At 68.4% G+C, this 12,288-nt stretch carries 13 protein-coding genes; all 13 read right to left on the bottom strand.

What is annotated here, in order from left to right; translation table 11 throughout:
- Positions 1-233 precede the first annotated feature (233 nt).
- The 13 genes from ACUDTM_RS01800 to hisG all read right to left on the bottom strand — a co-directional run bounded on the left by ACUDTM_RS01800 (position 234) and on the right by hisG (position 12,257).
- Positions 234-971 (bottom strand): copper homeostasis protein CutC, encoded by a 738-nt coding sequence (locus ACUDTM_RS01800; protein ID WP_445391094.1) that lies wholly within the window; start codon positions 969-971, stop codon positions 234-236.
- A complete protein-coding gene (locus ACUDTM_RS01795; protein WP_188241338.1) occupies positions 968-1,966 on the bottom strand; it encodes a N(4)-(beta-N-acetylglucosaminyl)-L-asparaginase in 999 nt (332 codons plus the stop codon). The genes ACUDTM_RS01800 and ACUDTM_RS01795 overlap by 4 nt, the downstream gene beginning before the upstream one ends.
- Positions 1,967-2,017: 51 nt before the next feature.
- Positions 2,018-3,040, bottom strand: coding sequence for a glucokinase (locus ACUDTM_RS01790; protein ID WP_088497321.1), 1,023 nt, complete (start codon positions 3,038-3,040; stop codon positions 2,018-2,020).
- An 84-nt stretch (positions 3,041-3,124) separates the two neighbouring features.
- A complete protein-coding gene (locus ACUDTM_RS01785; RefSeq protein WP_005409434.1) occupies positions 3,125-3,409 on the bottom strand; it encodes a hypothetical protein in 285 nt (94 codons plus the stop codon).
- 35 nt (positions 3,410-3,444) lie between these two features.
- Positions 3,445-5,034, bottom strand: a complete 1,590-nt coding sequence (locus ACUDTM_RS01780) for a calcineurin-like phosphoesterase C-terminal domain-containing protein (RefSeq protein WP_088497320.1) — start codon at positions 5,032-5,034, stop codon at positions 3,445-3,447.
- Between the two features lie 148 nt (positions 5,035-5,182).
- Entirely contained in the window at positions 5,183-5,803 is a 621-nt protein-coding gene (hisIE, locus tag ACUDTM_RS01775) for a bifunctional phosphoribosyl-AMP cyclohydrolase/phosphoribosyl-ATP diphosphatase HisIE (protein ID WP_111007965.1), read from the bottom strand.
- Entirely contained in the window at positions 5,793-6,569 is a 777-nt protein-coding gene (hisF, locus tag ACUDTM_RS01770) for an imidazole glycerol phosphate synthase subunit HisF (RefSeq protein ID WP_445391093.1), read from the bottom strand. Before hisF ends, hisIE begins: the two co-directional genes overlap by 11 nt.
- Positions 6,563-7,297, bottom strand: coding sequence for a 1-(5-phosphoribosyl)-5-[(5-phosphoribosylamino)methylideneamino]imidazole-4-carboxamide isomerase (gene hisA, locus ACUDTM_RS01765; RefSeq protein WP_445391092.1), 735 nt, complete (start codon positions 7,295-7,297; stop codon positions 6,563-6,565). The genes hisF and hisA overlap by 7 nt, the downstream gene beginning before the upstream one ends.
- On the bottom strand, positions 7,294-7,896 hold the full coding sequence (hisH, locus tag ACUDTM_RS01760) for an imidazole glycerol phosphate synthase subunit HisH (protein ID WP_072169069.1): 603 nt from the start codon (positions 7,894-7,896) through the stop codon (positions 7,294-7,296). Before hisH ends, hisA begins: the two co-directional genes overlap by 4 nt.
- Positions 7,893-8,966: a bifunctional histidinol-phosphatase/imidazoleglycerol-phosphate dehydratase HisB gene (hisB, locus tag ACUDTM_RS01755; RefSeq protein WP_088497318.1), complete on the bottom strand. Its 1,074-nt coding sequence runs from the start codon at positions 8,964-8,966 to the stop codon at positions 7,893-7,895. Before hisB ends, hisH begins: the two co-directional genes overlap by 4 nt.
- Complete coding sequence (gene hisC, locus ACUDTM_RS01750) at positions 8,963-10,057, bottom strand: histidinol-phosphate transaminase (protein ID WP_088497317.1); 1,095 nt, start codon at positions 10,055-10,057, stop codon at positions 8,963-8,965. The genes hisB and hisC overlap by 4 nt, the downstream gene beginning before the upstream one ends.
- Positions 10,054-11,349, bottom strand: a complete 1,296-nt coding sequence (hisD, locus tag ACUDTM_RS01745; RefSeq protein ID WP_445391091.1) for a histidinol dehydrogenase — start codon at positions 11,347-11,349, stop codon at positions 10,054-10,056. The genes hisC and hisD overlap by 4 nt, the downstream gene beginning before the upstream one ends.
- A complete protein-coding gene (gene hisG, locus ACUDTM_RS01740) occupies positions 11,346-12,257 on the bottom strand; it encodes an ATP phosphoribosyltransferase (RefSeq protein ID WP_049438529.1) in 912 nt (303 codons plus the stop codon). The genes hisD and hisG overlap by 4 nt, the downstream gene beginning before the upstream one ends.
- Between the last annotated feature and the right edge of the window lie 31 nt (positions 12,258-12,288).

The raw sequence follows: 12,288 nt of genomic DNA, 5'->3' as shown, positions 1-12,288 counted from the left end.
AGCAACACCCTAGGCAATGCCGCTATCAGCCGCAGGTATCAAGAACAATCAAAGGGTTGCGAAACATCGCTGAGAGAACAGCGCACACGTCAATGACACGATCGCGACAACCGCGCGCGGAACGGTTTTGTCCGCGTCGTCGCGTGCGACTGTAGAGCCGAGCCCGTGCACGGCTGATGTCGTTTGCCGCAAAGCGCAGCCGAGCGTTGGCTCGGCTCTACAGCAGAAGCGGGCTACCTTGCGCCGTCCAGCGCCTGCCGCAGCGCGGCCACGGTCGCGGTGGCGGTCTGGCTCCAGTCCGGGTCCAGGCCGCGCAAAGCCGGGTTCTGGAACTGCATCGCCGAGCGGCGCAGGCCCTTGGCCGAGGCGTGCAGTTCGGTGCAGCTGGTCCGTCGCGCAACGGCGGCGATGTTGGCCGGGCCCAGCCCGGCGCCGGCCATCACCGTGATACGTCCCGCCGCCTGGGTGACCAGACCCGCCAGCACATCGGCGCCGGCCTCGGCGCTGACCTGGCCGCCCGAGGTCAGCACGCGCTGACAACCCAGTCCGATCACCTGCTCCAGCGCCGCCGGCAGATCGCGGGCCGCGTCGAAGGCACGATGGAAAGTCACCTGCAGCGGCCCGGCGGCCTGCACCAGTTCACGGCACAACGCCAGGTCGATACCGCCCTGCACATCCAGCGCACCGATCACCACGCCATCGCAGCCCAGCGCGCGGCACTGCGCGATGTCACGCAGCATCAGTTCGGTTTCCAATGCGTCGTAGTGGAAATCACCCGGGCGCGGGCGCACCAGCACGAACAGCGGAATCGACAGGCGTTCGCGGGCGATCGCGATGGTGGCAAACGACGGCGTGGTGCCACCCTCGGCCAGGTTCTCGAACAGTTCGATGCGGTCGGCACCGCCGGCCTGCGCGGCCAGCGCCGAGGCCAGCGAGTTGCTGGCGATCTCCAGGGTCAGCCGCGTGCTCACGCCTGAGTGCTCATGTAGATCGACGGCGAGTCGCGCAGGTCGTCCTGGCGCTGTCCATCGCACACGGCGTAGACGAAGCCGCGGTGCAACGCGTAGGCACCCACCTCGCCCTGCTTGTTCATGGCCAGGAAGCACACCTGCAATGTTCTGCTCGCTTCGGGGCGCTTGCGCACCACGCGGTCGATGGCTTCGCGGCAGGCCTGCGCGGGCGAGCGCCCTTGGCGCATCAGCTCGACCACCAGGAACGAGGCGGCGTTGCGGATCATCTCCTCACCCACGCCCGAAGCAGTGGCCGCGCCCACTTCGTTGTCGACATACAGGCCGGCGCCGATGAGCGGGCTGTCGCCGACCCGGCCGTGCAGCTTCCAGGCCATGCCGCTGGTGGTGCAGGCACCTGCAAGATGACCCTTGGCATCCAGCGCCAGCATGCCGATGGTGTCGTGGTTGTCGCTGTTGCCGGGAATACCACGGCGCTCGGCATTGATCTGCGGCTGGTACTTCTCGGTCTTCAGCCACTCGCGCCAGGCCGCTTCGGCCTGCGGCGTCAGCAGGTGCCTGCGTTCAAAGCCCTGCTGCACCGCGAACTGCTGCGCGCCCTCGCCCACCAGCAGCACGTGCGGGCTGTTTTCCATCACTTTGCGGGCCACCGACACCGGATGCAGGATGTCGACCAGCGCGGCCACCGCACCACAACGGCCATCGCCATCCATGATGCTGGCGTCCAGGCTCAGCACGCCGTCGCGATCCGGGTTGCCGCAATGGCCGACGGTGGGGTTGCACAACTCGCTCTCGGCCCAGCGTGCACCGGCTTCAACTGCATCCAGTGCGCTGCCCCCCTGCGCCAGCACCTTCCACGCGGCCTGGTTGGCCGGCACGCCGAAGTCCCAGGTCGAGACCACCCTGGCCCCACCCTGCGTGCGCGCCTGCACGCCCGGCAAGGCCACCATGCCTGCGGCCAGTGCGCCGGCCTGCAGGAACTGCCTGCGATCCACCATCTTCCCCTCCCAGTCTGCAATACACGGCCGGCCCGATGCCGGCCACGCCGATCAGTCGTGCGTGGGCTGCCGTGCGGCGTACCAGACCGCTGCGCCGAGAACGCCCAGCTGGCCATGCTCCACGCGCCATACCGGCACCTGGCGCAGCACCTCGGTCAGCACGCCCTTGTTGAGGAAGCGCTCACGGAAGCGACCATCGGCCAGGAAATCCTGCACATGCGCGGAAATGCCCCCGGCCAGGTACACCGAACGCGCACCCACCGCGATCGCTGCGTCGCCTACCAGGCTGCCCAGCCAGGCACAGAACACCTGCAGCGTTTCCACGGCCAGCGCATCCTCACCGCTGCGCGCGGCACCGATCAGTGCCTCGGTACTGCTCCACACCGGAGTGACGCCGCGCAATTCGCACAGGCACGGATACAGGTTCATCAGGCCACTGCCGGACAGCACGCGCTCGTTGTCCACGTGCGGCCAGCGCTGCAGCAGCTTGTCCAGCACCTGCAGTTCCAGCGCGTTGCCGGCGCCGAGCGCGGCATGGCCGATCTCGCTGGCCAGCACCGGACGCTCGCCGTCGGCAAAGCGCAATGCTGCACCCAGACCGGTACCGGCGCCCAGCACCAGCGCCGGGAACGCCTGCGCCGGGTCAGCATCGCCATTGAGCGGCACCAGGGTGTCAGGCTGCAGGTAGGGAATGGCCAACGCCACCGCTTCAAAATCATTGATCAGCTGCAGCTCATGCAGCCCGGACTGCACCCGCGTGGCCGACAGCGAGACCGTCCACGGCAGGTTGGAATTGATCAGCACATCGCCATCGAGCAGGCCGGCGATGGCGACCACGGCGGCCTGTACCGGCTGGCCGAGGCCTGCGGTGAAATCAGCAAGGATCGCGGCCAGGCTGGGATGCTCGGCGCAGGCGTAGGTGCGATGGCTGCCCAGCAGTGGTGCCTGGCCGGGTTGCGTTTCAGCCAGCGCCAAACGGGCGAAAGTGCCGCCGACATCGGCGACAACGAGACTGCGCGGAAGACCGCCGCGGGCGGAGTCGGTGGAAACCGGGGACGCTGCTGCGATGGTCACGCTGGCCTGCTTGGATCGATTGAATCGCCCCGATTCTCAGGCATCGGAGCGGCTTTGCCTAGCGCGCCGGCGGTTCAGGTTGGCCTACATGCCTTCCTGTTCGGCCACCTGCACGCCATCCACCAGCACGCGCAGGCGCTGCGGGCGGAAGCCGGCGAACAACAGCGGCCGGGTGCGCTCGACCAGCACCTCATGGCCGGCGATGTGGCGCAGCCACGACTGTACCAGTGAGAACGAGAAGTGGGTGCCCGGATGCAGCGGATGCTGCACCCAGACCTTCTCGGTGGCGCTCTGCAGCAGCATCGCGCCGGTGAACCAGTGGCGGCTGAGGGTCACCGGCGTGGTGCCGGCCATGAAGCGGATATCCATGCGGGGTCCTTTCGCTGGAGAGGCCTTGCGGCGTGTCAGGGCTGGGCAGTCTGCAGGCTGTAGCGGGTGGTGGCGGTGAACACCACGCCATCGGGCTGGGTGGAGCGTACCTCTACCTTGTGGCTGCCCACGGCCAGGTCGGTCGGCAACGCCCCACGCCACAGGTGCGGCGAAGCGGTGGCCTCCGGCGAGCGGTCGTAGCCACGCAGGCTGTCAGCCAGATCGTCGGCCACGTTCTCTACCATCAGGCGCGGGTCGGGCTGGCTGACCTGCTTCATCGGCTGCCATGCGCCGCCATCAACGCGGTACTCGACCACGCTGGCGTCCTCGCCCATGTAGACGTTGGCGTACACACCCCACGCCGGATAGGCCCCCTGGCGCAGCACCTTTGGTGCATGCAGGCCGATCTGCTCGCTGGCCGGCTTGCCGGCCACGCGGTACTGCAGTCTGTAGCTGCCATTGGCGGCGACGTCCAGCAACGCGTAGCCCTTTGGCGTGCCATCACTCATGGTGCTGTCCGGCACGCCGGCGGCATCCTTCACCCCCGACCAGAACGCACCGCAGTTGGCACCGACGTTGTATTCGTGCAGCGGCTTGTCACCGTTCCAGCCGTCGGCCTTGCCGTGGTAGACGTGCTGCTGGGTGTGGCTGTGGCCACTGAGCACCAGCACGTTGCGGAAGTCCTTCAGCAGGTCGAACAGGCGCTGGCGGTCAGCATGACGGAAGGTCTCGCGCCCCGGCGCGGCGTCGAACAGCGGGATGTGCATGCCCAGCACCAGCAGGCGGTCCTTGTGCAGGCCCTTCAGGTAGCTGGCAAGGAAAGCGAACTGGTCTTCGCGCAGGCCACCGACATACTTCGGCCTTGCGTTGGGGTCATACACCACGTCATCGAGGAACACGAAACTGGCACCGCCCTCTTCCACCGCGTAGGTATCCGGGCCGTAGATATTGCGCCAGCTGTCCAGCGAATGCTCATCGCTGGCGGCATCGAAATCGAGATCGTGATTGCCCGGCACATGGAACCACGGCACGCCCAGCGACGTAGTGACCTTGTTGATTGCCGGATACAGGGTCAGGTCATCGTTGACGATGTCACCCAAGGTGGTGCCCATGCGCGCCTTGGTCTGGCCGACCAGCGGCGACACGATCGACTGCTGGTAGTAGCCGATGTCCTTCAGGCTGGCGGTCTGGGAGTCGGTGAAGACCAGCATCTGGAAGCCGCGACGGCTGTCATGGCGATCCGGCTGCAGCGCGAAATCCCAGTTGCGGGTGACATCGCTGGTGGCGGCGATGCCGCCGTACTTCAGCGCCGGCGAGCCGTTCGGGCGGAAGTGGCGCCAGAACGAAGGCAGGCCGTCTGCCGCCTTCGGGAACGAATACGCATCGGGCTTGATCACGAACACGGTCTGGCCGTCGCGCACCGGCAGGCTGTAGCTGCCGTCGGCGGCGGTCTTGACGATGGCCTCGCCGTTGGAGACCTGCACCCCGGCCAGGCCCGGATCGGTCGCACCGCGGCCCGGCTTGCCGTCACGCTCCAGATAGACCTTGCCGGTGACCACGGTGTCCGCAGCCCAGGCCGGCGAGGTCAGCAACAGGCAGCACAGCCAGGCGGCAGGCAGTTTCATGGGAGAGATCCAGCAGAAAGAGACGCGGTATTGTAGAGCCGAGCGATGCCCGCCTGCATTTCCAGCGGGTAGTGCCGGCCGCTGGCCGGCAGCCCCTCGATGCCCGAAGATGATGAGGTTGCCGGCCAGCGGCCGGCACTACCACGCTTCAACGATGGCGTTTTTCCAGCACCGCCCGCGCATCGTCCAGCGACAGACCGCGCGCGCGCAGCAGTACCAGCAGGTGGTACAGCAGGTCCGAAGCCTCACCGAGCAGCGCCTCGTCATCCTGCGCAACCGCCGCCAGCGCGGTCTCCACCCCCTCCTCACCCACCTTCTGTGCGATGCGGCGGATGCCGCCCTCGAACAGGCGGGTCGTATAGCTGCCCGGTGGGCGCTGCGCCTCACGCATCGCGACCAACTGGCCCAGCCCGCCCAGGAAGTCCTTCGGCGCCTGGTCGAAACAGCTCTCCGCACCCGTGTGGCAGGTCGGCCCGGCCGGCCGTGCCATCACCAGCAGCGTGTCGGCGTCACAGTCGACGCTGATCGATTGCACCACCAGCACGTTGCCGGACTGCTCGCCCTTGGTCCACAACCGCTGCTTGCTGCGGCTGAAGAACGTCATGTGGCCGACGGCCAGCGTGGCCGCCAGCGATCCTGCGCTGACATAGCCCAGCATCAGCACCTGCAGCGTATCGGCATCCTGCACCACGGCCGGCAGCAGGCCGTCACCCTTGCCCCAGTCCAGTGCCTGCAATGCGTCCAACGAAGGCCTGACTTCAATAGACATCCCGCACCTCGATCTGCTGTCCGCGCAGGTAGCGCTTCAATTCCGGAATGGCGATGGCGCGGCTGTGGAACACGCTCGCCGCCAGCGCACCATCGACGTCGGCCTGGTCAAAGGCTTCGGCGAAGTGCTCCATCGCACCGGCGCCACCGGAGGCGATCAGTGGCACCTGGCACAGTGCCCGCGCCTGCTGCAACTGTGCGACATCGTAGCCGCGGCGCACGCCATCGCTGTCCATGCAGTTCAGCACGATCTCACCGGCGCCCCGACGTTGCGCCTCGACAATCCAGTCAAGGGTGCGCAGTGGCACCGCCTGGGTCTTGTCCGGGTCTCCGCTGAAGCGGCGCACCCGCCATTGGCCATCCGCTTCGCGCACCGAATCGACACCGACCACCACGCATTGCACGCCGAACTCGTCGGCCAGTTCAGTGATCAGTTCCGGGCGGCCCAGCGCGGGGGAGTTGATCGACACCTTGTCGGCACCGGCGAACAACACGCGACGCGCGGTTTCCACGCTGTCGATGCCCCCGGCCACGCAGAACGGAATGTCGATCAGCCGCGCGATGCGCTCGATCCAGGCAACGTCGACCGAACGCGCCTCGGGGCTGGCGCCGATGTCATAGAACACCAGCTCGTCCGCCCCTTGGTCGCGATAGCGCTGCGCCAACTCAGCGATGTCGCCCATGTCGACGTGGTCGCGGAAGCGCACGCCCTTGACCACGCGGCCATCGCGCACGTCGAGGCAGGGAATGATGCGGCGGCTCAACATGCCAGCGCCTCCGCCAGGTCCATGCGCTGCTCCAGCAGGGCCTTGCCGAGAATCGCACCACCGCAGCCGGCGGCACGCGCCTTGGCCACATCGGCCACGTCACGGATGCCGCCGGACGCCTGCACCGCCACCCCCGGCAGCAAGGCCGACAGGTGCTGGTAGAGGCCGATATTGGGCCCGGCCAGCATGCCGTCGCGGGCGATGTCGGTGCACAAGAGATGGCGCATACCGGCGCGCGCGTAGCGCTGGGCCAGGTCATCCAGGGTCACCCCGGCGTTCTCGGTCCAGCCGTGCACCGGCAGCTGCCACTGCCCCTGTGCGTCCTGGCGCGCGTCCAGCGCAATCGTGATGCGCTCGGCGCCGAATTCCTCCAGCCAGCCGACCACTTCATCGGGACGACGCACCGCCAGCGAACCGACCACCACGCGGCCGGCACCAGCATCAAGGATGCGCGCCACATCGTCGCGGCCACGCACGCCACCACCGGTCTGCACCTGCAGCGGCGCGTGCGCGCGGATCGCCGCCAGCAGCGGCGCCAGCGTATAGCCACCAGCGCGTGCAGCATCCAGGTCGACCAGATGCATCCACTGCGCGCCCTGCGCGGCGAAGGCCTGCGCGCGCGGCAGCGGATCGTCGCCGTAGGAGGTTTCCTGCGCGTAGTCGCCCTGGCGCAGCCGCACCACGCGGCCATCGCGGATATCCAGCGCGGGGTAGACGATGAAACTCATGCAGCAGTGCCCTCGAGGAAATTGCGCAGCATCAGCGAGCCGGTTTCGCCGGAACGTTCGGGATGGAACTGCGCGCCGTAGTAACGCCCCTGCTCCACCACGGCGGTGAACAGCCCGCCGTGGTCGCAGGCAGCGACGGTGTGGGTATTCAAGGGTGCCGCATAGCTGTGTACGAAGTAGGCGCTGGCGCGTTCCGGCACACCCTGCAACAGCAGCGACTCACGTAGCGGCAGCAGGCGGTTCCAGCCCATGTGCGGCACGCGGATGCCACAGGCCGGCACCAGCTTGCGCACCACGCCCGGAATCAGTCCCAGTGTCTCTACGCCCGCTTCCTCGGAGCGTTCGAACAGCAACTGCATGCCAAGACAGATGCCCATCAGCGGCACCTCCAGCCGCTGCAACGGCTCCACCAGGCCCTGCGCGTGCAATCGCTGCATGCCGGGACTGGCGGCGCCGACGCCGGGCAGGATCACCCGCCGCGCCCCCACCAGGCCGTCCGCGTCGCGCACCAGCCGCACCGTCGCGCCCAGGCGCTCCAGTGCGTAGCGCACCGAGCCCAGGTTGGCACCACCGGCATCGATCAGCGCGACGTCGCTCACAATGCCCCCTTGGTGCTCGGCAGTGCCGTGCCCTGCCGGGCCAGCGCCGGGCGCAGTGCGCGCGCCAGTGCCTTGAAGCAGGCCTCCACCTTGTGGTGATCGTTGTCGCCGCGTACCTGCAGGTTGAGGTTCAGGCCACTGGCATCGCACAGCGAACGGAAGAAGTGCGGCACCAGCTCAGTCGGCATGTCGCCCACCCGCTCGCGCTTGAACTCGCCCTCGAACACGAAGTACGGGCGGCCGCTGAAGTCCAGCGCGGCGCTGGCCAGGGTCTCGTCCATCGGCAGGGTGAAGCCGTAGCGGCCGATGCCGCGCTTGTCGCCCAGCGCCTCGCGCAGGGCCTGGCCCAGGGCCAGCCCGGTGTCCTCGATGGTGTGGTGCTCATCGATGTGCAGGTCACCCTCGGCCTGGATATCGAGGGCGAAGCCGCCGTGCTTGCCGATCTGTTCGAGCATGTGGTCGAAGAACGGCAGGCCGGTGGCGATGCGCGCATCACCGGCGCGATCCAGGTCCAGCTCAACGCGGATCTTCGTTTCTTTGGTGTTGCGCTGGACCACGGCGGTGCGCGGCGCGTCGGCCAGCGCGTGCGCGATGCCCGGCCAGTCCCATTCGCCACCGAACTGTTCGGTACGCAACTGGAAGCCCCGGATGTTGAGGTTGTCGGCGAACTGCAGGTCGGTGATGCGGTCGCCAACCATGGCCGAGCGTGCCCAGTCGATGCTGCGGTCCTGCAGGTAGCCAGTCATCAGGCCGATGCCCGGCTTGCGGGTCGGCGCATTGTCCTGCGGCCAGCTGCAGTCGATCAGCACGTCACGGAAGGTGATGCCCTGGCTCTCGAAGATCTGCAGCATCAGGTCGTTGGGGCCATCGAAGCTGGCGCGTGGGTAGCTGTCGCTGCCCAGGCCGTCCTGGTTGGTGACGATCACGAACTGGTAGCCGGCATCACGCAGCTTTAGCAGGGCCGGGATCACCTGCGGCACGAAGCGCAGCTTTTCGTAGGCGTCGATCTGGAAATCGGCCGGCTCCTCGATGAGGGTGCCGTCGCGATCGATGAACAGGATCGGGGTCATGCTGCGGCCCTCCGCGCCGACAGGGCCGCAAGCACGCGGTCGTTTTCTTCGGGGCTGCCGATGCTGATGCGCAGGGCATCGCCCAGCTGCGGCGCGGCGCGCTGGTCACGCACCACCACGCCCGCAGCCAGCAGCGTATCGAACGCGGCCTGGGCATCGGCGAAGCGGACCAGCAGGTAGTTGCCGGATGAGCGGTAGACGCGACGCACGCCGGGCAGGCCCAGCAGCGCCACGCGCAGGCGTTCGCGCTCGGCAATCACCGTGGCTACGCGTTCGGCGGTCCTGGCCAGCGTGGCGGGTTGCAGCGCCTGTACCGCCAGTTCCGCGCACGGCGTCGGCACCGGGTACGGCGCCTGGCAGCGGCGCAGCACAGCAATCAGCTCCGGGGCGGCCATCAGGGTGCCGATACGGGCAGCAGCCAGCGCGTGCGCCTTGGACAAGGTGCGCAGTACCGCCAGGTTGGCGTGTGCGGCCAGAAGCGTGGTGGCCGATGCGCGCCCTGCGTACTCCACATAGGCCTCGTCCACCACCACCAGCGCCTGCCCGCGCAGCGCAACCGCCACACGCTCGACCTCTTCCAAGGCGATGTCACTGCCGGCCGGGTTCGACGGTGCGCACAGGAACACCAGCTTGGCACCCTGCGCCTTGGCCGCATCGATCACCGCATCCAGATCGGCGCGCAGGCCATCCTCGCTGTCCACCAGCGGCACTTCAATCAATGCGGCACCCTGCAGGCGCGCGCAGACGGCGTACATGCCGAACACCGGCGGCGTGACCAGCACGCCATCGCGACCCGGCACGCACAGCGCGCGTACCAGCAGATCAATGGCCTCGTCGCTGCCGCGGCCGACCAGCAGCTGCTGCGGCGTCACGCCGTACAGCGCCGCCAAGCCTTCGCGCAACGCCAACGGTTGCGGCTCCGGATAGCGCCGGCTGCTGCCAGCCGCATCGGCCGGATTGGCCCAGGCCGACTCGTTGGCGTTCAACCAGACCTCGCCCTGCACCGCCGCACTGCGTGCCGAGCTGTAGCCGGCGAACGCCTGCAGATCCGGGCGTACCAGCGCCAGCACATCCTCGATAGCCGCGCTCATGCCGCCACCTCCATGCGCAATGCCACCGCACGCTCGTGGGCATCCAGGCCTTCGGCGCTGGCGATGATGCGCGCGCAGCCGCCGATCGCGGCCAGGCCGGCGGCACTGGCGCTCTGCACGCTGATCAGGTTCTGGAAGCTGGCAACACTCACGCCGCTGTAGGCACGTGCGGCACCGGCGGTGGGCAGTACGTGGTTGGTGCCGCTGCAGTAGTCACCCAGTGCTTCGGGGGTGTAATCACCCAGGAACACCGAGCCGGCCGCCTGCACCTTGTCCAGCCACGCACGCGGATCACGCAGCGCCAGGATCAGGTGCTCCGGCGCATAGCGGTTGCTGATCGCGAAGGCCTCGTCCAACGAATCAACCTGGATCAGGCGCGACGCTGACAGCGCCTGGCGCGCAATCTGCTCGCGCGGCAGCAGGGCCACCTGGCGCTCGACCTCAGCCTCGACCGCCGCCAGCATCCCGGCATCGTCGGTCAGCAGCAGCACCTGCGAATCCGGGCCGTGTTCGGCCTGCGACAGCAGGTCGGCGGCCACGAACGCCGGATTGGCACCGGCATCGGCAATCACCAGCACCTCCGAAGGACCGGCCGGCATGTCGATGGCGGCGGCGCCCTCCTGTGCGACCTGCTGCTTCGCTTCGGTCACGAAGCTGTTGCCCGGCCCGAACAGCTTGTCGCAGGCGGGAATGCTTGCGGTGCCATGGGCCATCGCGGCGATCGCCTGCGCGCCGCCCAGCTTGAACACGCGCTGCACGCCGGTCAGCCGCGCCGCCACCAGTACGGCCGGGTCTGCGCTGCCATCGGCTCGCGGCGGCGTGCACAGCACCACCTGCGGGCAGCCGGCCAGCTGTGCCGGAACGCCCAGCATCAGCGCGGTAGACGGCAGCGGCGCGCTGCCGGCCGGCACGTACAGGCCCACCCGCCCGATCGGACGCAGCATGCGTTCGCAGACCACGCCTGGTGCGGTTTCAACTGCGTATCCCTTGCCCATGCCGGCGGCGTGGAAGCGGGCGATGCGCTCGGCCGCGTCCACCATGGCCTGGCGCAGTTCGGCGGGGACAGCGGCTTCGGCCGCCGCGAACTCGGCTTCGCTCACTTCAAAGGACGACAGTTCGACACCATCGAAGCGTGCGGTGATCGCACGCAGCGCGTCGTCGCCCTGCGCGCGCACCTGTGCAATCAGCGTCGCCACCGCGTCGCGGGTCTGCTGCGCCACGGTCTGCACCGGGCGGGTCAATGCCGCGCTGCGCGCGGCCTCATCAAGTCGGGACCAGATCAGACGGTTCATGCCAGCGACCGCTCCACGCTCAGTACCATCAGGCCCTGCGCACCCGCGCGCTCGAGTTCCTCCATGCGCTGCCAGCTCAGCGGGCCAGGGCACATGGTCTGCAGGCGCAGCGCACCGCCATCGGCCGGCAACCGCACCAGCGGCTCGGCATCGGCCAGCAACTGCGCCAGCGCGTCGACGCGGTCCTCGCTGGCGCGGAACATCAGCAGCTTGCGGTCCTGGCGCTGCACCACGCCATCGAGTCGGCGCAGCAGCATCGCGCGCAGCGAAGCGCGTGCATCATCCGGCACTCGTACTGCACCGGCCAGCACCGCCTCGCTGTCGAGCAGGTTGTGTACCGGGGTCAACTGGTTGGCGCGCAGCGTGGCACCGCTCGAGACCAGATCACAGATCAGGTCGGCAGTGCCCAGGCGCGGGGCGATTTCCACCGAACCGGACAATTCGACCACCTGCGCGTCCACGCCCTGCTCCGCCAGCCACTGCGTGAGGATGGCCGGGTAGCTGGTGGCGATGCGGGTACCGGCCAGCTGCGCCGGACCCTGCCACTGCCATTCCTCCGGCACCGCCAGCATCAGCCGGCACTGGCCGAAGCCCAGCCCGCGCAGCGCCTGATAGGCGTCAGGCAGGCCGATCTGGCGGCGTGCCGCGGCCTGCTCGTCCAGTTCATTGCGGCCGACGATGCCGAGGTCGCAGACGCCGTCAGCGATCAGGCCGGGGATGTCGTCGTCGCGCACCAGCAGGAGGTCTACCGGCAGCGATTCACCGTAGCAGAACAACTTGTCACGGCTTTCGCGCCAGCTCAGGCCACAGGCGCTGAGCAGGTTGCGGGCGGGCTCGGCCAGCCGGCCACTCTTCTGGATGGCGATACGCAGCCGGTCTCGCGCCGGCGCTGCCTGGGTTGCACTCATGGGGGAGGTCTCGAAGTTCGGAACGGGGCGC

The organism is Stenotrophomonas maltophilia group sp. vghtpe118 (genome assembly GCF_052605195.1).
This window is presented reverse-complemented; position numbering and strand designations above follow the sequence as displayed.

What these genes read in the sequence shown, in the direction of transcription:
- ACUDTM_RS01795 (WP_188241338.1), bottom strand. Translation starts at nt 1,966, where the DNA reads ATGGTGGATCGCAGGCAGTTCCTGCAGGCCGGCGCACTGGCCGCAGGC.
- ACUDTM_RS01785 (WP_005409434.1), bottom strand. Translation starts at nt 3,409, where the DNA reads ATGGATATCCGCTTCATGGCCGGCACCACGCCGGTGACCCTCAGCCGC.
- ACUDTM_RS01780 (WP_088497320.1), bottom strand. Translation starts at nt 5,034, where the DNA reads ATGAAACTGCCTGCCGCCTGGCTGTGCTGCCTGTTGCTGACCTCGCCG.
- hisIE (WP_111007965.1), bottom strand. Translation starts at nt 5,803, where the DNA reads ATGTCTATTGAAGTCAGGCCTTCGTTGGACGCATTGCAGGCACTGGAC.
- hisF (WP_445391093.1), bottom strand. Translation starts at nt 6,569, where the DNA reads ATGTTGAGCCGCCGCATCATTCCCTGCCTCGACGTGCGCGATGGCCGC.
- hisA (WP_445391092.1), bottom strand. Translation starts at nt 7,297, where the DNA reads ATGAGTTTCATCGTCTACCCCGCGCTGGATATCCGCGATGGCCGCGTG.
- hisB (WP_088497318.1), bottom strand. Translation starts at nt 8,966, where the DNA reads ATGACCCCGATCCTGTTCATCGATCGCGACGGCACCCTCATCGAGGAG.
- hisC (WP_088497317.1), bottom strand. Translation starts at nt 10,057, where the DNA reads ATGAGCGCGGCTATCGAGGATGTGCTGGCGCTGGTACGCCCGGATCTG.
- hisD (WP_445391091.1), bottom strand. Translation starts at nt 11,349, where the DNA reads ATGAACCGTCTGATCTGGTCCCGACTTGATGAGGCCGCGCGCAGCGCG.
- hisG (WP_049438529.1), bottom strand. Translation starts at nt 12,257, where the DNA reads ATGAGTGCAACCCAGGCAGCGCCGGCGCGAGACCGGCTGCGTATCGCC.